Source organism: Wolbachia pipientis (assembly GCA_023052945.1).
Classification (GTDB): Bacteria; Pseudomonadota; Alphaproteobacteria; order Rickettsiales; family Anaplasmataceae; genus Wolbachia.
This window is the reverse complement of sequence record CP095495.1, coordinates 808050-830613: the sequence shown is the minus strand read 5'-3', so window position 1 is coordinate 830613 and position 22564 is coordinate 808050. Positions and strand designations below refer to the sequence as shown.

Annotated in this window: 22 protein-coding genes; 5 read left to right on the top strand and 17 right to left on the bottom strand. The window is 35.3% G+C overall.

Annotated features, from left to right (window positions below):
• Positions 1-113: 113 nt before the first annotated feature.
• The 10 genes from MWH06_03990 to MWH06_03945 all read right to left on the bottom strand — a co-directional run bounded on the left by MWH06_03990 (position 114) and on the right by MWH06_03945 (position 10610).
• Positions 114-1577: an ATP-binding protein gene (locus MWH06_03990; protein ID UPA54492.1), complete on the bottom strand. Its 1464-nt coding sequence runs from the start codon at positions 1575-1577 to the stop codon at positions 114-116.
• Positions 1578-1681: 104 nt separating this feature from the next.
• Complete coding sequence (locus tag MWH06_03985) at positions 1682-2758, bottom strand: S49 family peptidase (GenBank protein UPA54491.1); 1077 nt, start codon at positions 2756-2758, stop codon at positions 1682-1684.
• Positions 2755-4173 carry a phage portal protein gene (locus MWH06_03980; GenBank protein ID UPA54490.1) on the bottom strand — a complete coding sequence of 473 codons (1419 nt, stop codon included), beginning with the start codon at positions 4171-4173 and terminating at the stop codon, positions 2755-2757. Before MWH06_03980 ends, MWH06_03985 begins: the two co-directional genes overlap by 4 nt.
• Positions 4170-4775: a glycoside hydrolase family 25 protein gene (locus MWH06_03975; protein UPA54489.1), complete on the bottom strand. Its 606-nt coding sequence runs from the start codon at positions 4773-4775 to the stop codon at positions 4170-4172. Before MWH06_03975 ends, MWH06_03980 begins: the two co-directional genes overlap by 4 nt.
• Before the next feature lie 14 nt (positions 4776-4789).
• On the bottom strand, positions 4790-5014 hold the full coding sequence (locus MWH06_03970; GenBank protein UPA54488.1) for a gpW family protein: 225 nt from the start codon (positions 5012-5014) through the stop codon (positions 4790-4792).
• Positions 5004-6839 (bottom strand): phage terminase large subunit family protein, encoded by a 1836-nt coding sequence (locus MWH06_03965; protein ID UPA54487.1) that lies wholly within the window; start codon positions 6837-6839, stop codon positions 5004-5006. Before MWH06_03965 ends, MWH06_03970 begins: the two co-directional genes overlap by 11 nt.
• The gene (locus MWH06_03960; GenBank protein ID UPA54486.1) at positions 6836-8317 is read right to left on the bottom strand and encodes an ankyrin repeat domain-containing protein; all 1482 of its coding nucleotides are present in this window, start codon (positions 8315-8317) and stop codon (positions 6836-6838) included. Before MWH06_03960 ends, MWH06_03965 begins: the two co-directional genes overlap by 4 nt.
• 3 nt (positions 8318-8320) lie before the next feature.
• Positions 8321-8803, bottom strand: a complete 483-nt coding sequence (locus MWH06_03955) for a hypothetical protein (GenBank protein ID UPA54485.1) — start codon at positions 8801-8803, stop codon at positions 8321-8323.
• 15 nt (positions 8804-8818) lie between these two features.
• Positions 8819-10033, bottom strand: a complete 1215-nt coding sequence (locus tag MWH06_03950; GenBank protein UPA54484.1) for a DNA modification methylase — start codon at positions 10031-10033, stop codon at positions 8819-8821.
• A 109-nt stretch (positions 10034-10142) separates the two neighbouring features.
• On the bottom strand, positions 10143-10610 hold the full coding sequence (locus MWH06_03945) for a Holliday junction resolvase (protein UPA54483.1): 468 nt from the start codon (positions 10608-10610) through the stop codon (positions 10143-10145).
• Between the two features lie 225 nt (positions 10611-10835).
• On the opposite strand from MWH06_03945, the gene MWH06_03940 reads away from it, so the two are divergent.
• From MWH06_03940 to MWH06_03925, 4 genes are all read left to right on the top strand, one after another.
• Positions 10836-12068, top strand: coding sequence for a hypothetical protein (locus tag MWH06_03940; GenBank protein ID UPA54482.1), 1233 nt, complete (start codon positions 10836-10838; stop codon positions 12066-12068).
• Positions 12034-12918 (top strand): hypothetical protein, encoded by an 885-nt coding sequence (locus MWH06_03935; GenBank protein UPA54481.1) that lies wholly within the window; start codon positions 12034-12036, stop codon positions 12916-12918. The genes MWH06_03940 and MWH06_03935 overlap by 35 nt, the downstream gene beginning before the upstream one ends.
• Positions 12906-13139: a hypothetical protein gene (locus tag MWH06_03930; protein ID UPA54480.1), complete on the top strand. Its 234-nt coding sequence runs from the start codon at positions 12906-12908 to the stop codon at positions 13137-13139. The genes MWH06_03935 and MWH06_03930 overlap by 13 nt, the downstream gene beginning before the upstream one ends.
• A 1406-nt stretch (positions 13140-14545) precedes the next feature.
• Positions 14546-14863, top strand: coding sequence for a hypothetical protein (locus tag MWH06_03925; GenBank protein UPA54479.1), 318 nt, complete (start codon positions 14546-14548; stop codon positions 14861-14863).
• A gap of 416 nt (positions 14864-15279) precedes the next feature.
• On the opposite strand, the gene MWH06_03920 is transcribed toward MWH06_03925, so the two are convergent.
• The 7 genes from MWH06_03920 to MWH06_03890 form a co-directional block, all read right to left on the bottom strand.
• Positions 15280-15438, bottom strand: coding sequence for a hypothetical protein (locus tag MWH06_03920; protein UPA54478.1), 159 nt, complete (start codon positions 15436-15438; stop codon positions 15280-15282).
• A 110-nt stretch (positions 15439-15548) separates the two neighbouring features.
• Positions 15549-17678: an AAA family ATPase gene (locus MWH06_03915; GenBank protein ID UPA54477.1), complete on the bottom strand. Its 2130-nt coding sequence runs from the start codon at positions 17676-17678 to the stop codon at positions 15549-15551.
• Between the two features lie 39 nt (positions 17679-17717).
• Positions 17718-18914 (bottom strand): helicase RepA family protein, encoded by a 1197-nt coding sequence (locus tag MWH06_03910; GenBank protein ID UPA54476.1) that lies wholly within the window; start codon positions 18912-18914, stop codon positions 17718-17720.
• Complete coding sequence (locus MWH06_03905) at positions 18911-19414, bottom strand: hypothetical protein (protein UPA54475.1); 504 nt, start codon at positions 19412-19414, stop codon at positions 18911-18913. Before MWH06_03905 ends, MWH06_03910 begins: the two co-directional genes overlap by 4 nt.
• A 26-nt stretch (positions 19415-19440) precedes the next feature.
• Positions 19441-20247: a helicase RepA family protein gene (locus MWH06_03900; protein UPA54474.1), complete on the bottom strand. Its 807-nt coding sequence runs from the start codon at positions 20245-20247 to the stop codon at positions 19441-19443.
• Positions 20248-20269: 22 nt separating this feature from the next.
• Positions 20270-21082 (bottom strand): ATP-binding protein, encoded by an 813-nt coding sequence (locus MWH06_03895; GenBank protein ID UPA54473.1) that lies wholly within the window; start codon positions 21080-21082, stop codon positions 20270-20272.
• A gap of 52 nt (positions 21083-21134) precedes the next feature.
• Positions 21135-21623 carry a sigma-70 family RNA polymerase sigma factor gene (locus tag MWH06_03890; GenBank protein ID UPA54472.1) on the bottom strand — a complete coding sequence of 163 codons (489 nt, stop codon included), beginning with the start codon at positions 21621-21623 and terminating at the stop codon, positions 21135-21137.
• Positions 21624-21874: 251 nt separating this feature from the next.
• On the opposite strand from MWH06_03890, the gene MWH06_03885 reads away from it, so the two are divergent.
• Positions 21875-22558: a hypothetical protein gene (locus MWH06_03885; protein UPA54471.1), complete on the top strand. Its 684-nt coding sequence runs from the start codon at positions 21875-21877 to the stop codon at positions 22556-22558.
• The last annotated feature ends 6 nt before the right edge of the window (positions 22559-22564 follow it).

Below are 22564 nucleotides of genomic sequence, written 5' to 3'. Positions count from 1 at the left end.
TGAGAAGTTATTATCTTCTCATGCTTCCAACCGAGCAATAACTATTCATACCACCTCCTCCTATGTTTGTTATAAAAAAACTGCGTAAGTTTTTCTAAAATTTCGATGTTAAGTTAAAGTAAATCTTCTAACGTAATCACTTTGTCGATTATGTCTTTCAAGTACTGGTTTTCTTTTGCTCCGTTTGCAGCAATAAGCACCCAGAATATTTGCTTTCTTGATCTAGCTTTTTCTTTATAAATTGCCTCTTTTTTTCTTAATTGTTCTTTATATTCTTTTGTTATTATATAAGGTTTGTCACTGTACTTTATTTCACATAGAGTTGTACATTCATCTTCTCGCTCAAACACTAAGTCAATTTGAGCACCTCTTTCTTTACTGTTTTTCTCTGGGTGATATTGCCAATCTCCACATATACTCCATATATGCCCTATATTTAATTTTTTTCTAATTGTATTCGCATGTTTTAAACACACTGTTTCAAATGCTTGTCCTACCCATGTTTGCCACGCTGGTTTTTTTATTGCTAACTCCCAATAATGAATATCACTTGTTATTGCCTTCTTCATTACTTCTCTGAATGGTTCAATCCACTCTAGATAAAATAACACATATTCGTCCATTACCCTGTAATATACTCCTTTTGTTGCTTTATTCAATGGTGTGAAACTTCCTATGAATCCTGCTTCTTCTAAACTCTTTAGTTTAGTAGTTAAGTACCCTCCTTCAGTGATTTTTATTGCTTTTATCAGTTCTTTTCTGCTGATTCCTTTTGGCTTTTTTGCAATCGTGCGAATAATATTTACATATGTCTCTGGTTCTTCATATAAAGAGTGAAACAACATATCAAATTCATCAAATAATAAGCCATCCTTCTGAAAGCAGATCTCATTAATATTTTGTGCTGCTGACAGTCCTTTACTTACTTCTTTTAGGTAATGTGGTATTCCTCCCATTGCCATATAGATCTGTAACATCTGCTGATTGTTTAGATTAACTCCTAAATATCTTAAATACTTTTTAGTTTCACATAGGTTAAAAGGCTGCAATCGTATTCTTGCAGTAATACGATTATGTAATCCACCTTTATTATATATTAAATTTTCTAACATCCAAGAAGCTGCTGAACCACACACAACCAATTTTAGCTTTTTTCGGTATGTCCAATACACATTCCAAAAGTGTTCCAGTGCTACTAAGAATCCTGATTTTCGTGCAGCTAGCCATGGTAACTCATCAAAAAATATCACAACTTGTTTATCCCTATACATATCAATCGAAAGAGTTAATTGATGTAACGCATCCATCCAGTTTTTAGGCGTAGTCATTCTTACGCCATTGTAAAAAGCTTTAGATAATGATTCTGCAAAGATCTCAAGCTGCGCCTTTAAGTTACCTTTGTTAAGGCCTGTCTGCTCAAATAAGATTACATCACGTTTGCTAAAAAATTGTTTTATTAAATATGTTTTTCCCACACGACGTCGACCATACACTGCTATAAATTCAGCAAATTGTGAGCGAAGCCTACTTTCTAAAATAGCTATTTCTTTTTCTCTACCAATTATTGGCTCGTTCATACAATTTGTCGCGACGTATGCTAGCATTATATTCTGCAGTTATAAGATAATCAATTTTATTTTACCGCGGCTTATGTTAGCGTGATATACCGCGGTAAAGAGTCTCAAATTCCTGCTCGATTTTTCGCTACCTGTATCATCAAGTCTTTTGCTGAATTCTGTGGTATTGTGCTCAGTATCTCTGTCTTCTTCGTTCTCTCCGCCAGTATTGACATTAATATCTCTTGGGCTTGCTTTGCATTTACATCCTGTTCGATAAATTCCCCTATCTTCTCTGGCATCTTTGATAAATTACACAAACGTATTAATTCAAGAACTTCAGTACGATACTTGATTTTATTAGTTAAATTATCAGTTTCTAGGTCAGTTGTAGTTTGTTCATTCATAGTAATACTCCTATTTTTATTAATAGATTTAAACTCCGAAAGAATTGTCATTCCGTCTGCAAGACCAATATCCACAGCGTTCTTGCCAAAATATAGCCCTGCTTCAGTATTTTTTATTGCCTCTACAGAAAGGCTTCTATTCCGTGCTATTAGCTCAACCAGCATTCCATACAAACGATTCACTTCGCTTTTCAGGTTTTCTAAACTTTCTGATGTTATTGGCTCATGCGGATTTAAATCGTTTTTTCGACTTCCTGCAAAAACAGTTGTATATTTTATCCCTTGCTTTTCATCAAATCCACTTTGATCTATATGACTTGCTATTACTCCTATACTTCCAACTCCTGATGTTCTGCTTACATACACCTTTTCAGCACTTGATGCAATTGCATACGCTGCAGAATACGCATCATCATTTGCTATTGCTACGATCTTTTTCTTTTCCGACTTTCTTGCCTCATAAATAAAATCAGCCAGGTCAAAAATACCGCTTACTTCTCCTCCTGGACTGTCTATATCCAAAAGAATTGTTTCGACTTTTTCATCCACTAAAGCTTTCTCTATCTCCTCACGTATCTTCTCATATGATGTCATCCCCAACACATCATCAAAAGCTTCTGAATTCTTCGTCAAGATTCCATGTATTGGTATTACTTTTATTCTACTTTCACTATTTCTTACTGCATGTTTTATGTTTTTAAACGTGGGATGCTTTCCGGCATGTAATGATAATAGTTCAAAACTCCTTGGTTCTACCATTACAGCTTTATTTAACCAAATTGCTTGTTGTTTCATATTACCTCAGCGTTAGAATTTATGTCGGTATCAAAGCTTAAACCTAGGTCATTAGCACGTCTTTGGTCCTCAGCTATTTCTTGGTCGATTTCTTCTACATCGTAACCCATCTCTGACACTACTTCTGACCTACTTTTGAAGCCATTTCTTACTGCCATTTGTTGTGCTTGCTGATCTTTGAGTGGATCCACCCAATCAAATCCCTGTGGTATCCATTTTACTTCTTCTTTCGCTGCTTTTACTACTTTTTCATCTATACTCAATTCTCCAGAAAGTACTGCTAACTCTAGCCATCTATTCCAAATAGGTCTACAAAACTGGAACACTATCACGTTATGCTGTAACATTGCGCACCTTCTGCGAAACTCTATCAGCCCTGCTCTAATGGATGAATAATTAACACCTGTTAAATCTCCTGTTAGCTGCTCGTATGTTATTCCTGTGCCTATTGCTATTGCCCTTAGCTGCTGTCTCATGAATGCTTCATAACTTCCTCCTACATCTGACGGCTCTGAAAATTTTATATCTTCTCCTGGGTCTAAAAGCTGCATTGTTCCAGGTTCCAGTCCAGATAGTGCTACTCCTTGCTCATTACTTTCACCTTCTCCTAAAATATTTGCCTCAGGATCGAGTCTTGTAATAAACCCTGCAAACATCGCTGCTGTCTTTTTTCTCACTAATTCTGCATCATCGTATTGATCAAGCTCATAAAGCTTTAGTAGTATACTCGAAAGCCATGGTTCTCCTCTAATTTGTCCAGGTCTTAGTGGTTTATAGATATGTAAAACATCGTTTGCTGGTACTCTCACTGACTCTCCAAATGAGCCTTCGCCTGGATGTTCTCTAAATAAGTAATATGCCTCTCTTTGCCCAAGTTTGTTAAACTCAATCCCGTTTCTTATTACATTACCATTTGCTAAAGTTTGATTTGTTTTATTATCTAAATGTTCAGACTCAAGTACTTGCAGTTGTAATGGTACAGAAAATCTATCTTCCAGCTTTCTCGTTCTTAAACGTACAAAACATTCTCCTCCCTCTATCATACTTCTGCATACTAGAGCCTGCAGACCATAAAAATCACTTACTCCACTACTGTCTGCTTCATCTGTCCATCTTAGCCATAATTCTTGCACTTTCTTTCGAAATTCCGCATCTCTTGCTTTTGATTGCGGTTTTATTCCTGTTCCAATAGAGTTACTTACTATTGTATCAATGATATTTGCTGCATATGGATTTTTCCTTACCATATCTCGAGAGCGACTACGCAAATGCTCCAGGCTTTGAGAGAGTAAATTATTTATGCTTCCTGTTTCTCCTTGCCAATACATCACCCTTCTTCCTGAGCCAGATGCATCCCAGGCTGAACTTTTGATTTTTGGCTTGCTAAATAGTTGTTTGAAATTTTTCAGCATCATACTAACCAAAATTCTCTTAATTCTTTCAAAGTTCCGTTAAATTTATTTCTGTCACATTTTCCGATTCCACTTACTTCATGTGGCTCTGGGCCTTCATTACCATCTGTATATTGCCATAAAATCCAATCATTCCAGCCTTTTGGTAAAACTGGTTTTTCTCCCCATCTTGCTATCCATAACGGACATTTTGTCAAGATAGGTGTAGAAATTCTTTCCAAAAAACACTTACTTCCATAAATAAGTGGATATCGACCTGTAACTTTTAAAATCTCTTCTACAAAGTCTTCTACTTCCTTTGATGACATATTTTGACCATTTTGATTTTCTTCAAGGTCAAGAATAAGAATGGTATCTTTAGTTTCACCAACTACTTCTAAAAAATGATCAGCTTGGTCCTTTCCTTTCTTTTCTCCTACACCAAAGTGAAATGATCCCCATAACAACCCTTCAACTTCAGCAGCTTTTCTTCTTTCAACATATTTTGGATCTATGTACTTTACACCTTGAGTTGCTTTATGAATAACAGCAATAATTCCATCTTCTTTAGCTAACTTAAAGTCTACATTTTTCTCCCAATGTGAAAGGTCTATAATTACATTCAAATACTCTTTCATATTTACATAACCCCCTTACTAGTAGCAAAAATAATTCTTCTTTTTGGTTTTTGACCTGCAATCTTGAACTCAGCTTTTATTCTTTGCCTTAAATTCAAAAGATCTTTTATTTGTACTTCTGCGTATCTCACAACATGATCACCATAAGCAATCGAGACAACTCTTTCTCCGCTTTGCAGTTTTTGAATTGCTTTCTCAACTTGAGTTAAATATTCTTCACTGTACATTTTGACTACTAAGCCATTTACTCTGTCTTAATTTTTTGGGCTTTTTGCTTTCCATTTTTCCACTTAAACTATTCCATTTACTCTCTGGCCAACGATCGATTCCAAGCACAATAGATGCTGCTCTCGCATAAATCCGGCAATCTAGTACTTCATTTCTTTCTCTTACCTTTTGCCACTCTTGTTTGGTATATCCCTTTACTACCTTGCTGACTAATTGCTCTGCCGTTAGCTGTTTAAAATATTCAGGTGCATATTCGGGAAAATGACAATATCCTGGCGGTGTTTCTTCATCATCTTTTAAAATATTAAGTAATTGAAAAAGCTCTGACTTTAATATCGATACTCCTACTGGCCACAGCTTTATTCCTCTTTTCAGCTTTTGCCCGCCAACTGTTATATCTACTCTACTTGGGCTACTAAGTGGTACTAGTGCTTTATTTACACCTTTGACTGCCATTACTCTTCCAGAGCCTTGATGACTTCTCACCCAATTGTATACTTCTTGTGTCGCATATCCTGCATCTACTGCCATCATGCTTATCATATATTCAAGCCCATTTTCACCAATAAAATGATAATTGAGGAGCTCCGAAAGCTTTCCCCATACTTCTCCTCTTCCTGTATCTCCTTCAAATACTCGGTAGTCTATTGACCAATTCTCACGGCTTTTTCCCCATGCTACAACTTCTACTTCTAAACGGTCTTTTTGTACATCTACTCCTGCTGTGAGCACTACTTCGCCTTTTGGTACTGTGCCTACGGGAAAAAATTCTCTTCTGTTAAATAATTGCTTCCAGTCTGGTACTTCTCCTTTATCTACCCAAGTTTCTCCTAAAGTGGTATTTATCCAAACTTTCAGTAATTGTTCACTTTCTTTGGCATGAAGAAAATCCTCTACTGCTTGTTGCCAACTATACCAGCCTACTGGGCTATAAAGACTTGAAAGATGAAATCCTTTCTTCTCACCTTTTATTCGATTAGTAGCTCTCCATTCTCCACGTTCAAGCATCTCTGTCTTCTGATGATTTTCTATTTTTCCGCTACATTCAGTGCAGACATAATGTGCTGTTCTTGAGTCGTTATTCTCCCATTTTATTTGTGCCCATTTTAGAACTTGATAGTAATTACAATGCGGACATGGTACAAAAAAATATCTCTTATCTGTTGCTTCAAATTCTTTCTCAATTCTGCTTATTCCATGAATCGTTGGCGTTGACACTAAAAAAATCTTTCGCCGTGCAAATGTATTAGTTCGAGCAATACTGAGCAGTACTGGATCTCCTTCTCCTCCTGAATCTCCTGGATATGCATCTATCTCATCAAGAAAGAGATACTTTACTGGCATAGAACGAAGTCCTACACTGCTATTTGCTCCAGTTATTACTACTATTCCACCTGGAAATTCCTTACTTTGTACAGTATTCCCTGAATCTCTTGATCTTGGGTCTTTTACTTTACTTTTTAAACATGGTGTACTTTCAATCAGTGGCGCAAATCTTCCTTTTGACCAACGTTTTCCCATTTCAACTGTTGGCTGTACTACTAGCATTGGACCTGGTGTTTGATCGATGATATAGCCTATCCAATTATTTCCTGCTTCTGTTCCTCCAATCTGCGCTCCTTTCATGAATACTACTTTTTCTGCTGGTGAGGACGGAGAAAGTGAATCCATGATTTCTTTTAAATAAGGAGTTCTTTCCGTTCTCCATTTGCCTGGTTCTGATGCTGCAGTTGGTGCTAAAACTCGATACTCATTCGCCCACTCTGATACTTTAAGTTGCGGATCTGGTTTTAAACCTTCAGAAAAAGCTCTAGCATATATCATTGTCTGCATCTACTCATAATTGGTTCTAATTCAATATCATTAACAGTAGAACTACACTCCTCCAATTCCATAAACATCTTTTTCTGAAATTCGTTTTCTATATATCTTTTGCTCATCTCACTTATCATTATTGCTATAACAAGCGCAAATATTCCTGTTATTGTTGCAAAAATGATAGCGTTTCCTATTGTTGTTATTAATCCTATATATACTGCTACTGCTATTGCGCTGGCTGTAATATAGATGCAGATAATATTGTTATGTTTTCTCATCCTTTTATCTGCTATTTCTCTCTGTGCTATATATTTATTATGAAGGGTTGGAAAATTAACAACGGTGTCTCTGCAGAGTAACGCTCCATTTTTTTCAGTAAATAAAACTTTAAGTAACTCTAAATTATTTGACTTGATTGCTAAGTGCAAAACAGGTGTATAGTTTGCTCCTTTTTTCAGTAGTAATTTTACTACATGTAAATGTCCTTTTTCTGCAGCAAGGTAAATCGGTGATAGACCTTTATTATTTACAATATCAATATCGATTTCTTCTTTTAAAATCGCATCTACAAGCTCAATTTCTCCTTTCTGTCCAGCTAAATGTAGTAGACTATTCTTTTCAGAACCGTATTTATTACTCATCAAAGCCTTCTTTATCTCAGGTTTAGCGTAATCGAATGGTGTCTTGCCGCTATCGTCTTTTACCAGAGGGTCTATATCTTCTCGCGTCAGTAAAACTTCTATTGTTTTAAGTCTTTCAGCGTAATGTAGTGGCGTTTTATTTTCGTAGTCTTGTAGATTCACTTGAGCATTAGGCTCCTTTATTAAGCATTTGAGGATATCAAGACATAAGTCTCTTTCATCATAATTAGTATTACTTACAGCTATATGAACAGGTGACAATTTCATTGAGTTTTGTCCCATACGTGCACTATTTACATCTGCTCCAAGCTTGAGCAGTAACTTTACTATCTCTAACTTTTTGTTATTAACTGCATAGTGCATTGGTGTCTGATTTCGTGCATCAAAGACATCTATTTCAGCGTTTCCTTCTCTTATCAAAATCTTTACAACTTCTGCATGTCCTATGCCTGCCGCTAGATGTAATGGAGTATGATGCAAAGCATTTCGCGCATTAACGTCAATACCTTTTCTGATCAAATATCTAACTGCATTAACTTCACCTATCATTGCAGCCAAATGAAGTAAGCTATCTTGTTCTGACCCGTATTTGTTATTAATTAGTGCTTGTAATATTTCTGCTTTTTTCCCTTCTTTAGCATAGTCAAGAGATGTTTTACCATCATTATCTTCTACGAAAGGATTAATATTCTTTTTTGTGAGTAGCAGATCTACCATGCTTAATTCGTCAAATTCTATAGCGCAATGTAGTGGGGTTTTTCCGTTTAATCCTCTAACATTTACATCTACTCCTGGTTGATTGATGAGACACTTTATTAATTCCAAACTTAAGTTAGCAGACATTATTTAAAATTTAATATTAGATAACTCTTCAAGTGAGTTTGTAATTTCCTCAGTCAATGTTCCATGAATCTTTTCAGTGTCACTCAGTGATGCAAGCAGTGCTGAAACTCTATTTGGAATATTAAGCAAATTATTACGGACAACTCTTGCTACATTAAATGCATCGCGCTTTACTTCCTCTACTGCTACAAGTTCTCCTATCTCAGCCTTAGCTTTTGCCTCAAGCAGTTTACCTCGTTCCATTTCATTTTTTATTCGCGTTTTTAGCAACATCGTGGAAAGATTACTTGTGCTTTCGTTCTCTGAATTGTTTTTCCTCCTCATCGGCTGACTTGGATCTCGTATTGCTGCCACTGCTTCATTTGCTTGTTCTCTATTGATCAAACCATCCTCCAACTCAACTATTCCTTTCTTTACTAAATAACAGACATATTGCTTTGATACTCCTAGTTCTTTTGCCCATTCCATCTGCGTGATTTTTTCCACTCTTTTCGCTCCTTTTTACGAGTTTTCTTCTTGAGTCTCTGAAAAGGTTTTACCAGTATCGGCTAAAATGGCATCTCTTCTCGTGTATAATTGCCAACGTTTTATGGTTACATCTACAAACTTTGAATCTAGCTCTATTGTCCTACAAATTCTTCCCGTTCTCTCACATGCAATCAGTGTGCTGCCAGAACCGCTAAATGGATCAAGTACTATATCTCCTGGTCTGCTGCTGTTTACTATTGCTTTCTCCATTAGCTCTACTGGCTTCATCGTTGGGTGCAGTGAGTTGTGTGTTGGCTTATCATAAAACCACAGATCACTTTGATTTCTACCACCATGCCACTCACGTTTATTACCACTTTTCCATCCATAGAGCATTGCTTCGTATTGTCTTTGATAATCTGATCTTCCTAGCGTAAAATGATTCTTTGCCCAAATGATAAATGTCGACCATTTTCCTCCTGCTTCTTCAAAGACTTTTTGCAATGTTGAAAACTCTGATGATGATATGCAGATGTAAATTGCACCTTTCGTATATGCTAAAATATGGGAACAGATGTCGTAGAGAAAAAGTTCGTACTTTTCACCTTGATTATCGTTTAATATTTTTTTATCTTCTCTCTCTTGGCTACTACCATAGTCAACGTTATATGGAGGATCACAAACAGTAATGTCTGCCATTTTATCATCTAACAGCGCTTTATATGATTCAACTACAGAGCTATCACCACAATAGATTCTATGATCACCTAAAATCCATAAATCCCCTGGTTTTGTTACTTTTTTGTCATCAATAGCTAAGTCAGAAAAATCTTCTTCTTCACTATCTAAATCATCAAGGAAATGTTGAACTTTTTCCAATTCAAATCCAGTCATTTTAAGGTCAAACTGTAAATCTTCTAGCTCTTGAATTTCCACTTTTAAAAGTTCATCATCCCACTTTGCCCAGTTAGCTGATTGATTGGCAAGTAGTCGAAAAGCTTTGGTTTGTGCGTCATTTAAATTATCACTTAAAACAACTGGAATACTCTCCATACCAAGTTTTCTTGCTGCTTTAAGTCTTAAATGACCATCAACCACAGTACCATCGCTTTTTGCAACTATTGGAATACGAAAGCCAAATTCTCGAATAGAAGCACACATTCTGTTTACTACGTCATCATTTTTACGAGGATTACGCTCATATTCGACGAGGTTTCTAGTAGGATAATAGTGGATTGCTAAATTCATATAATTACTATACTCATTAAAAAGTTAATATTCAAAATATCTCTGACGCTAAAGAAGGCCTGGGGTCAACCCTACCAAATCCGCCATTATGGCTGAAAGGACCCACTTTTTATGGATTTTTTTTCTTATTAATATCTTTACTGAAATTCATAACATAGAACATTAATGCCAAAGCATCGGCCTCATTATCATCTCTAGGTAAAAAACCTTTTCTCTTTACAGCTTCAATAACTTCACTCTTACTTGCATTACCTTTGCCTGCTATAAAGCATTTTATAGTTTTAACATTAACACCTTTGTACGGCACATGATGTTCTTCACACCAAGCAGAGAGAACAGCCAGAAAACCACCGTAGCAATGCGCTGCATCAGTTCCTAGATGTCTTCTCACCTCCTCAAAATACACTGCAGTGAACTCATGTTTCAAAGAATTAAGCCAATTGCGAAAACTTAAAAAACACATTCCACCTCCACTGAAACGGCTACCATGAAAACTTTTGCTTCCACTTTCAATTATTCCATCTGTTAGAATTGCCCAGCCCGTTTGCTTGCCGAGGTCCAGTGTTAGGATTGACATTTATATTCAGAATTTGTTTCGCTAGAGTACGTGAAGCCTATATAATATATATTCAGGATTTGAAAAATTTTTGTCCAAAAAATCTTCTTCTTAAGCAAACTTTTTAGAAAAAACTTGGTTAAAAATCAGTAAACAGCCCTTGCATAATTATTGGTCAAGACTTTTAGATTTCTATCTTAACTATTTAAATAGTCTATTATGCTATTATGGTGTGGTTAGTTTCTTATGAACATTTATCCAAATCGTAAATTTTGGGAAGATGATTTAGAAGTCCCTGTCAACCATTTGCTTGATCGTTTTCACAATACAAAAATACGTCAGTCTTGGATAGATTCACTTTCTGGTAAGCAATTAAATATTATTTTTCAAAACTCCTTTAAAGATAAATTAAATGCTCAACTCTTTGATGATGAAAGTTACGATAATACATCTGTACAATACAAACGTAAAGTGATTGCTAATTATTCCGATTCTCTCGTTACTTACTACTTGATTACCTGTTTTGACCGTGCAAAACTAGAAGTTACTGTCAGTGAAATTGCAAGATCTGCATTAACTACAGAACTCATGAAATCCTACCTTGTAAAAAATAATAATAAATATGATAAGAAGTCTTTGTTGTTTTTACTGTTTCATGCAGATTACAATCTTTTAAAGTCTGTCTATCACTTTGAAAAAATACAAAGAAAGAGCTTCATGTCTTTTGCCTTACAAAAAATACCAAGACGACCAAGTACTCCATTTAAGGACTTTATCTCAGAGGAAATCATACAACAAATACTGAAAGAAGATAACATTAAGAGAAATGACAGTTTCGAGAATCAACTACAAGGTTTCTTCTATCATCAGAATCGTTTATATGTGTTAATACGCAAAGCTAGTGATATGGATTTGTTGTTAAATTCAAACAAAGTCATTCATGGCCATAAGGCAGAGTGGATGATTTTGGATTTTCTACTAAATGGCACTCAGGTAGATCTTGGTGCTAGAAATATTGATCAAGCTATAGAAATAGCAAATAGCATTGCAAGTTGTTACTTTGGTTGCGAATGTATTTTTGTAGATGTGCAGGATAAAAATTTCGCGGAACAGGTACATAAATTTATAGAAACTTGTATTAATGAATCTGATTCAAATATTCGTGTTTTTGAGTTAAAGTTTCAGTCAAATCGTTTCAATTACAGCTATATTAATATCACTTTGACTGTTGCTCCATATGATCCTATTGCACCGGAATTGCATGTTTTAAAGCCATTTGTAGGAGACATAGCGCCATTTATAGAGTCGATTAAAGTAATATTTCAAGGCAAAAAGATAGGATTATTTTTCAAGCGAAGTAATGAGTACATAGCAATTTACTACTCTGAACATCCTCTGAATAAAAGGGAAAGAGAGGATTTTAAAGCATACATAAAACAATTTTATGGTCTTACAATCTTGCCAAGAGCAAATCTCTGATCTTCTTAATTCTGGTAGCTCTTGGGTTAATCCAAATCAAAACTACATTAAAGCAGCAAAGTATTTGTCAGATCTTGAATTAATTAAGATGCAAGAGAGGGCCTATATTATCTGTTCTCATAGACAAGATAAATTAGATTGGCCAAATATAGTTGATCCATACTGTAACAATGAGATTTTCATTGATGAGGATTTTGATGAAGTATGTGATAATATAATTTGTGAAAATTGCAACCGTGATATTTTACCTAATACCTACAAGAAGCAAAGATTTCATCGCTTATCTGTATATTTAAACCCAGAGAAAATCATGCATTGGTTTGAAGGTCAGCTAAGTAATACGCATTTCATGTGGCAAAAGGTGGAAAGAGGAGTTTATCATGTTGGTGGCCAAGGTGAATTTGTAAATCTCATTGTTCTTGATTTTTGCACCAATCCAACATTCTTAACCATAGATAGGCTAAGAGTCAATCCAACCGTATTAGTAATACTGAGAAAAAACATACCAGACATACCTCTTGATTTGCCTATAGTAGAAATGGTTGACCTTTTCTGTCAGCGTAGGACTTTAATTGAAATATTTCAAGAAGCAGTACAAAGAGGAGTACCAGAGTTAATACCAAATACTTCAATGCAAATTTTACATACTTCACTTGAGCAAATTGAACCTGCTAAAGAGAAAGAATTACTAGAATTACAATTGGTAGAAGGTTCTCTTTACGTAAACAATATAGAGATTCTGAATAAGAAAGCTGTAGCATGTATGAAAATTTTCGCATATTATTTGAACAATTTTTGCATGATTGTAAAAAGGAATTACCTCCTGAAAAACACACATTGCTTAGCATAACTCAAATAGAAAAACATCTAAATCTTGATCAAGAAGCAGATCCAGAACATCACATCAGAAAACCATTAAACACAATTCAAAGGACAATAAAAACCACCTTAGCTAAAAAGTTAGGACTCAACATCGAACGTAATGATGTGATTCAAACAGTTGGTTGGCCTGGATCATCGCGTAGAGATTATGGTTACCGTATTAACCCTTTTACTGTGGTAGTTCGTTAACTGTGTTGACGAGAAGTAAAAGTAGTATATTTTACCCTAAAGTCACATCTAGCTTTAAAATACAGTTTTTGTCTTATCTAAAAAAATACAAATTCTCAATTACGTAAAAGCCTAAATTTCTTTTGCTTTCTTCAATCTTTTTGTTTGCCAACTTTTGTGTTTGAAGTACATCTACACTCAATGCCGTTACCTAAGGAGAGAAAGTCACCCTTCTCTCCTCGGCTTCAAAACCGGACTTAACAGTTTCCCGTTATCCGGCTTCTCTCTAATTTGGTGTCTGTCATACATACTTATCCATGTATTAACATTTCAAAGCTTGGTAAATTTACTTTAGTGGCTTAAACACAGTATTCTTTACCAAAGAAGTTGTGTTCATTCATACCTAACACTTAATGTTGGCTCATAACATATTAACCACTACTCACAACTTTACCTTCCAAATTACAGTGTCCACGTCAGCATATCCTAAACATTACTTTAGGCCTTGGCTTCTTAGACAATCCCTTATTATAGATGCATACGGGTGGCTCCCTGCTTAACGAAATAAGAACATCTATAATGTTACTCTGTTCCATGAAACCGTTTCTCGATTAGACTTAGGTCCTTACTGTTTGCCGGAAGATCGGAAACATCTTGATCAGAATATAGGAGCCTGATCATCCATTTCTTCGCACCTTTTGGTCTATGCGTGTCAACTTTATTTCGCATATTATATTTTACGACAATTCAAACATAAGTTTCTCTCGTAACCATATCTAACTCTTCTCAGGAGGATTTATCATAAAGTTTGATATTACTCCTTTTTAATCCATGCTTGCATCCTAGAAAGTTGCCATCTTTCTAAAATGTGGATTACGATTTTAACCTGATGTTAAGGCAAATGGAATTTAACCACTACGGTTTCATGACATCAGATCGCACCCTATACTAATATATACCGGATTTCTCACTACTTTTTCCGGAATTTTCTAAAAAAAAGTTAAAATAATTTCAAAACTGTTTATCAGATAAAGCTCTATTTTTAATGTTTCACAGTTGCTTGTCTCTTTCACAAATAACCTTATATCTCTGCTTTTTATCTACCAATAATATAGTGGAAATTTTGTCTCCATTGTACGTGATAAAATTAGAGACGTAAATAAATAAATTTCGATCTTTGTCTCCATTTTGAACTATTAAGCGGGTTACGAGCTCTGTAGCTTCTGTTTCTTCTTCTATGGCAGTAACTTTTTTCTTTTAGCTTCACCTACAATTTGCTGATTTCATTACTGAGAGTTTTGCAATTAATTGCTCAGAGGTTTGCGATAAAAGTTGTTGTATTCCCATAATAGTCTCCATAACCCCTTATACTCATCATAAGTTGTTCAATCTTTTTTGAAAAATTTTCTTTGCAAAGTGTAAAAAATGTGTTAAACTTACTAGTAAGTTTATTCTGCAATAGTAAGATTACTAAAGATGCCTTTTATTTGCGTTTTAAAGGGCATTATAAGCGTTCTTTAGTGTGGCTAGTAAAGTTATACCCTAAAGTTACAGATAGCTTTAAAATGCAGCTTTTGCCTCATCTAAAAAAAATTAAGAATATAAAGCTGTTTATTTTGCTTTCTTCAATCTTTTCTACCTCAAGTCTTCATCGCGCTTGCATAAAAGCCTTATTAAAGCAACTAGACCCAGCTCACTTGGAAGTTATTGAGTATTCCGGAAAATCCGGAGATCTGAATTCTTAGTTCAGCTATTAAACTCAGTAGACCAGCGTTATGCGTTTGTTAAAAAAAAGATGAGGGTCAGAGCCTCTGTTAAACTTATGGTAGAAGTAAAGCTATTGCAAAAATAATGTTTCAAAAAGTCTACTAACCATTTGTTCTTTAGGTTCGAAAAATTTTCTTTGCAATCAACAAAAAGCATGATAGACTAATTGTAGGGTTTCTTCTAATAAATAAAAGTTTGGGGTATTAAGAATGCCTCGTAATCGAGTTTTAAGCTACCCTACATGAGTAACTTAGGTCTTGGTGGTATAATTGTACCCTGAAGTCACAGGATCGTCTTAAAACGCAATTATGGATTATTTGTTTTTCACTGCCTTTACTTTATATTTTTATTATAGGTTGCAACTCCATAGAAAAAGCAAAATTATGAAAGGACATCAAAAAACGTCAAGTTCTTCTCTTAACTGATATATACTATGTACTATAGCATAGTATATATTTATATATATATAGATTTTTGCCATCTTGCCAACTTCCCTAAACCCGCTATAGAAGAGGACTTTACCCATGCTATCTAGTTGGCAACTTTTTGCCATCTTGCCATCTTACTATTTCTTTAAGCTGTTGATTTTCTTGTGTTTTTATCAATTTAAGTTGGCAAGATGGCGAATTCTTAAGTCTGCCAACTTACCATCTTGCCAACTTACTATACTATTTTGCCATCTTGTTTTGTAGAATTATGCATCACCCAAACGTCTGGATTTTCAACTGGTAAGGTTACTCCGTTATTTGGTGAAAGATAATAATCTGGCTTTACCAGCACATGTTGATTTTCAGAAATTTTTAACTCCATGTCTTTAACACATAAATAGCCGTACTTTGATTTAGTCCTTGATACTTTATATCCAAGAGCTTCCTTAAAGAACTTTATATGGCCAAGAGCTGCAAGATGGCTAATCCTTTCACGAATGCTACGTTCACTTCCAAGGCCTAGTTTTCCCTCAAAATACTTAGCAAAGTGTGCCGCGGTGTAAGTTTCACCTTTATATGCTTCATTAGCAATTAACTCCAAAATAATGTCATGTCTTCTTGAGCGTTCCAAATCAAGTTTTCGATTATAATTATCTCTTACTACTCTTCCAGAATCAAAGGTTACATCATGTTGCATAAATGACCCGTTGTGCCAATACAATGAAATTTTATCTTGTTCAGATGCAGAATAATTAGATTTCATTCGGCAAAGAACACGATCATTAGGGCAAGTACCAGCCTTTTCTGGTTTTGACAAATACCATCTAGATCGAACAGAATTATTCCACGCTGTTGAACCTCCTGTACCTGTTTTACGTACTATCCCTGAATCAGAAGGATGGGCACACAACAACACAGCTCCTTTTATTGCTTCTGCTATGCGACCACAACAGTTTTGAATAAATTGTCTTACATGGGAACGATTATTTTCATTACCTCCAAATAGATCTGCTGCTGTATCCAAAATCACTAGCTTTGGCTGAAACAATTCAATATCTTCAAGTAACTCTTGAAAGTAATGGGTCAATTGACCTATATCTTTGTTGTTAAAAACCATAAGTATATTATTTTTCCACACTCGAGACGACAAGCAAACATTGTCATGAAAATCAGAAGATTCCATATCCAATTGATAAAGTTTATGTATTGCACATTGCCTGCGCCAAAGTTCTTCTTCCTCATCTTCACAAAACACACCATATGTTCTCATCTGCTGAATATCTATACCAAGCCAAGATTTACCAATACCAGCAGCAGTCATTAATTGTTGAGCAAGAAGAGATTTTCCAACTCCACCGTCGCCGTAGAGAGCTGTAACACTTCCCACAGGAAGCCAATCTTTAATAATCCATTTTCTCTCTGGAGCGGTGTTGGTCCAAGCTGTAGTATCAATTGTTTTTGACTTTCTAGGGCTTTTGTTGTTAAGAATAAATTCTTCAACGTTCGTTCCTTCTAATACACAATCAGCAGCATCCCACCCTTTCGGTTTACCTTGTGGAATCTTAAGAACAACAAGTGATGCAATTCCAACGTCAAAAAGCTTTTTTTCAGCATTTTTTGCGTATTTATTACCTGCTTCATCATTATCTGGCCAAATAATAATATTTTTACCTTTAAGGGGTGACCAATCAGTCTTTTTGACATCTGCATTTGCTCCAGACATCGCTGTTGTTGCAGTTATTCCTTTCTCTATCAGCGCTTCTGCACATTTTTCTCCCTCAACAAAAATAACTTTATCGGACTTCAAAATACCTGGAATATTGTACAAAGGTCTGATTTCTGGTGCAGTAAAAGTAGATTTTTTCACATCAAAAGGACGATATTCTTTTCCTTCGGGAAGATCATAACGGTAAACTATAACAATAACTTGGTTGTTTTCATCGTAATAATTCCAGCTACAAGTCATGTATTGTTCTAGATCTTTGATACTTCTTCTCTCTCTAGTATGTTTCTTTCCAAGCCATTCACCTATAGAAGCCATTACTTCAGAAAACTCTGTTCTGGCATTTTTTCTATGCACGGCTGCCCAAAGGTCGATAATGTCACCACCGTCCCCGGTTGCGAAATCATTCCATAAGCCGGCTTTACTGCCACTTAGTTCTACTCTTAAACTTTTTCCTCTATTACCCCAGATATCACCTACTCGAAACTCATTTCTGCAAAAAGTGCCATTAGGTAGTAGGTACGAAAGACAAGATCTGATATTTAGTAAAAGTTGATCTTTTAACTGCTCTTTCTCCTCTAATGGCTTATAATGTCCATTCTTTAGTGGAGTTGCGGTATTAAAATCACAATAGACATCCATAAAATCCTCTAAATATATTTTAAATTTAATTAATTGAAACTAAGCAGTAGCTATAGTCTTCCAACACCCATCAGTCCTGCTAATGAATTTTGCTGGTATTGGTTTTCCGTTCCTAAGCTCGTATGCTACTTGTAGGATTTCTTTGTATCTATTAGGTTGAAATATCACTATGCCAGATGTATAAAAACCTCTCAGCGCATTAGCTCCAACTAAAGCTTGAAATGGATTCTTTTTTAACGTGGTTGTTGACACTTTTTTGGTGTAATGTGTAACTATTACTCCAGCCGTAGGGTTAGTTATAGAGCGTAGTTCATCAATACCATTTTGCAGAAAAGAGATCATACTCCTATAATCAAAAAGAGAGTCTATCACTATAAGATCAACTGTTTTTACATCGAGATTTTCCGACATAATTTCTTTTATTTTTTCCACATTCAAAGTTAACTGTACTTTTTTAGTAATAACTAAGTTTTCTGTTCCTTCATCAAGGGTTTTCTTGCTGATTCTTAGCTTCTGTAAGCGCTCTCTTATGTAATCATATTCCATTTCATCCTGTAGATAGAATATCTTAAGTGGCTTTGCAGGCTTCATACCAAGAAATGATACTCCAGCAGCTAAATGTACCAACATGGAAAGTAGAAAATTACTCTTTCCTATTTTAGGAGTTCCACCTATCACCAAAAGACCGCCTGGAGTTAAAATTCTTGGGCCTATTATATCTTTTGGCATTGGTGATTTATCATTTAAGTAATGCCTTGCTGAAAACGATGTAATTTTATGTTCTGTTGTGTTTTCTTTAGTATTTAACCACTTCTTAGCGGAATTTATATCACCTTTAACTAAAGTCCAAAGATTAATAATATCACCACTGATTCCTTTAGTAAAATTACGCCAATTTCCAGCTTCTTTACCCACTATTTTAACTGTAATCGTATTCCCATCACAATTGCCAACATAAGTCCTCTCTCGATAAAAATTACCGTTTGGAATTAGGTAAGGTACACACTCCTTAATATTATCAATCAATAATCCTTTTATTTCCTTTCTCTGCATAAAACCCCCATACATACTTTTCATACGTTTAGAGCTGAGATTAGCTAGCTCACAAACAGTTTCAAAAGACTCTGAATCAAACCATTTAATTGCTTCTTTCTTTAGCTCTAGATTTTTTCCTGCTGCATCTTTGATAGCTCTCTCAATTACAGCAATCCAGAGCTTCTCCTCGTCGTACTTCAAAACGGGACCCAATCAGATTCAATGCTATTGTTTTGTTCTGGAGTAACAACTGCAGTAATTTTGTTCCTGTTTCCGTATCTACTATCAGCTTCAATACCAACTTTTGCAGTAAATTCTAACCCATTAAAATCAGCTATAGAGTTGATCTTTCTAGCAATAACTGCTTTTTCTGAAGTGTCATTTGAATGAATGTTCCGTGCTGACTCTAAAATACTTCTAAGCATAGAACGACCAGATTCTGCCCAAATATCTTCTCCTTCAACGCTTGCTTTGCCACTTTTAATACCAATTACTTGAAAAATCTTACGTTTTGCATATAGACCTTCAGTGACAATAAATTCAGCGTTTAAATAGATGCTGCCAGTAGTGTAGCTTTTCGTGAACCAATTCTCATAACCTCCAGGCTTTATTGCCATTTTTACCTTGACTATTGTACCTTTCGGTATTAAATTGCTCTGCAGTTTTGCGTTATTAAAATCAGTTAAAAAATCTGATAACATATTGTCTCCTATAAATTAAGTAAAAATCAGTTACTCCATTGGTCTACAAGCTGCCAATGACCATTTATCTTATCAACAAGCTTGCTTGCTACACGTTCACCATTGCGCAGTTCAAATACTATTTGACGTGCAGTACTTTCTTCATCATGAGCAAACATTACCATGCCAGTACTATAAAATCCCCTCAAAGAACCAGCTCCGCTCAAACCCTGAAATGGATCTTCTTCCAGCATCTTTTTCGATAATTTTTTTGTATGATGAGTAAGTACAATGCAAGCATCTGGATTGACAGCACTGCGTAGCTTTTCAAGAGTCTTTTGCAGAAAGAATAACATAGCACTATTATCATTTTCATTTCCATACTCGCTGCTAAAGATGTTACGCAATGGATCTATGGCCAAAACATCAGGTTTAAAGCGTTCATTCACGATTTCCTTGATTTCACTTATTTCATCATGATTAAATGATAAGTGCACCTTTGGCGTAATGATTAAGTTGTTAGCAGCTACATTCAAAAGTTCGTTATCAAGTTGAAGTTGTTGCAACCGTTCTTTCATATATTCATATTCAATTTCAGTTTGCATGTAGAAAATTTTCAAAGGTCTATTTGGTGTCATACCAAGAAATGATCTACCAGCAGCCATGTAGACAAGCCAAGAGATCAAAAAGTCACTCTTGCCAATTTTAGGTGGGCCACCCAGTACTAATAGACCTCTTTTTGTCAGAATCCTTGGTGAGATTATATCTTCTGGTATAGGCGATTGATCATTCAAGTATTCTTTCACACTGAAAAAGGGAATTTTTTGACCGATGTTGAAAAAGCTTTGTTCCATATTACTCCTTTTAAAATTAAATTTAGGTAACAGAAGCCAAGGTTTTGGCTTTAATTTTCGCAAGTAATCTACCAAGATGAGGTTCTTCAACCATATTCAGGCAACCACTTCGATCTTTAGCAGGGTATCCCCAAGTATTAATAGTCTGACAGACAAATGAACGTACTTCTGTGCCATTATCTTTCTTAATTCCAACCATGCTGATCACCTCATCAACAATGCCTGGAATCTCACTAGCGGTTTTAGCTCCTTCACATTGAGGTAGCCAAGTTGGACGATTGCAGTCATCGAGATATTGACCTAATGTGCCAACTATGATGGTGTCTTTATCTCTGATATGTTGAAACTGATTGAGCCAGGCCATCATCTCTTGAGCAAGTAACCCATAAGCAGCTCTTTTATCTTCTTTTCCTGATCTATCAGAAAAAGCTTCAGGTTGCATCCTTGCCCATAATAGACATAAACGTGAAGCAACGGTTATACTATCCACAAAGATGCATCGGTATTTAGAAACTTCAGAAAGAAGATCTTTGTGCTTGCTACAGACATGCTCATAGTGTTTTTGACTATAAGCCTGATCAGATTTTAGTGCAGGGTTCGGACCACCAATTAGGCAGGCAATATCCCGAGCTTGATTCCAAGTACGAACACTAATAGAATCTCCCTGCCAATCTTGAACAGCAAGCAGACCTGCTTCAAAGTCAAGACATAGTGTTGGTTCACTTATAGTCTTTAAGAGACTGGTTTTACCAATACCGTAAGGACCAAAAATTACTACTTTTATGCCTGTAGTTGTTTTCAATCTTTCATTATTGTTTAAAATTTTAAAAGTCATTTATTCACCTCAATGGTATATGTTATATATTCAGGAAAGGTAGAATTTATGTTCAATTTTTCTTTTTGCCCTTGTAGTAGATGGAAGAGAGTTTTATACGTATTTTTCTTACCATAGTATTTAAAGTAGTTCTTGATATGTTGTTCATCTTAGCAACTTCATATAAGTTAAAGTACTTGAGTTGTTCGCATATCCTCTGCATCTTTCTTGGTAGCGTTGAAATCATGTAATCTACATCAGTACGTTTTGCTACTTCATCTTCAAAAGCTTCTGTTTTCTCAATATTGATGTAGTTATTAATATTGCGTTTTATACATAGTTGTTTCTCTAATAAGTTGTTGGCACGACGTTCAGTTAATCTTGCTACAAAAGTGTTAAAGCTACCTTTACTTTCATCATATCTATCAAGATAAGTCCAAATTTCACAGAAAAGTTCTTGCTCAAGATCTTCATGAGTTTCATGAGTAAAGCATTCAAAAAGTTTTAATCTCCTAGCTTGATACCGTATATTTTGAACAACTATGGCAGTTTTTAGTTTCATAACTTTTCCCTAAAACAATTAATGCTTTAAGGATGAGAACCTATAGGTGCACTTTGTAGGGCAGGGGCAAAAATAAATAATACAGATGCAATTTTTAAACTACTGATATTCAATTACTTTTCTTCAAGAATAATACACATCCAAATTTAAATAATACTGCAACAAAAAATTAGGCAAAAATTCATTTTTTTTGGACAAAAATTTTCCAAATCCTGAATATATATTATATAAGCCTTTCAAACTCATCACAGGTGTCAATTCTTACACAATCAGGAAGAGCAGCAATAGCAGCAAGCATAAAAGAGCAAGTTATACATCTTGCTTGGGGTAGTGGTGATGCCAATTGGGAAAGTAGCCATCAGATCGAAAAAGTTTTTGTTGAGGGTGAAATAGCTCTAGATCACCATCCCATTAAAGACGTAAAAGTTTTTATCGGACAAACAACTTATCAGCCAAGTATAGATTATATAGTTGATAGCAGTACTGGTGTAATAAAACGTACGGAAAATAGCTCTATCAGGGCAAATAGTGCAGTTACTGTAGAGTATAGTGAAAGCACACCACCAGAGCTGATAACTTCTGAAAAACTACTCAATGAGCTTGGTAGACGTACTGCAGATGAGGTTCTCTTTTGCACAGGTGATGAGAATGGAGAGCTTTTGACTCCTTCTGGAAAGTTTAGGCCCTCTAATGTACCAACTAATAATCTTTTTCTCAAATTCACTTTCGATTTCACGGACGCAGCAAATCAAGTTATACGGGAATTAGGGGTTATGGTTGGTACTAAAGTAAAAGAAGGGTTACCTATAGGACAGAGATATTTTGAACCAAAAGACGTGGAAAATCCTGGAATTTTGTTAGTTTTAGAACACACCGTACCACTTATCAGAACATCTGCAACTCGGGAAACTTTTTCATTTGTTGTAACCTTTTAGAATAAA

Excerpts from the sequence above, each read along its gene's own strand:
- MWH06_03990 (UPA54492.1), bottom strand. The coding sequence starts at position 1,577 with ATGAACGAGCCAATAATTGGTAGAGAAAAAGAAATAGCTATTTTAGAA.
- MWH06_03985 (UPA54491.1), bottom strand. The coding sequence starts at position 2,758 with ATGAAACAACAAGCAATTTGGTTAAATAAAGCTGTAATGGTAGAACCA.
- MWH06_03980 (UPA54490.1), bottom strand. The coding sequence starts at position 4,173 with ATGATGCTGAAAAATTTCAAACAACTATTTAGCAAGCCAAAAATCAAA.
- MWH06_03970 (UPA54488.1), bottom strand. The coding sequence starts at position 5,014 with ATGTACAGTGAAGAATATTTAACTCAAGTTGAGAAAGCAATTCAAAAA.
- MWH06_03965 (UPA54487.1), bottom strand. The coding sequence starts at position 6,839 with ATGATATATGCTAGAGCTTTTTCTGAAGGTTTAAAACCAGATCCGCAA.
- MWH06_03960 (UPA54486.1), bottom strand. The coding sequence starts at position 8,317 with ATGTCTGCTAACTTAAGTTTGGAATTAATAAAGTGTCTCATCAATCAA.
- MWH06_03950 (UPA54484.1), bottom strand. The coding sequence starts at position 10,033 with ATGAATTTAGCAATCCACTATTATCCTACTAGAAACCTCGTCGAATAT.
- MWH06_03945 (UPA54483.1), bottom strand. The coding sequence starts at position 10,610 with ATGTCAATCCTAACACTGGACCTCGGCAAGCAAACGGGCTGGGCAATT.
- MWH06_03940 (UPA54482.1), top strand. The coding sequence starts at position 10,836 with ATGAACATTTATCCAAATCGTAAATTTTGGGAAGATGATTTAGAAGTC.
- MWH06_03935 (UPA54481.1), top strand. The coding sequence starts at position 12,034 with ATGGTCTTACAATCTTGCCAAGAGCAAATCTCTGATCTTCTTAATTCT.
- MWH06_03920 (UPA54478.1), bottom strand. The coding sequence starts at position 15,438 with ATGGCAAAAAGTTGCCAACTAGATAGCATGGGTAAAGTCCTCTTCTAT.
- MWH06_03915 (UPA54477.1), bottom strand. The coding sequence starts at position 17,678 with ATGGATGTCTATTGTGATTTTAATACCGCAACTCCACTAAAGAATGGA.
- MWH06_03905 (UPA54475.1), bottom strand. The coding sequence starts at position 19,414 with ATGTTATCAGATTTTTTAACTGATTTTAATAACGCAAAACTGCAGAGC.
- MWH06_03900 (UPA54474.1), bottom strand. The coding sequence starts at position 20,247 with ATGGAACAAAGCTTTTTCAACATCGGTCAAAAAATTCCCTTTTTCAGT.
- MWH06_03895 (UPA54473.1), bottom strand. The coding sequence starts at position 21,082 with ATGACTTTTAAAATTTTAAACAATAATGAAAGATTGAAAACAACTACA.
- MWH06_03890 (UPA54472.1), bottom strand. The coding sequence starts at position 21,623 with ATGAAACTAAAAACTGCCATAGTTGTTCAAAATATACGGTATCAAGCT.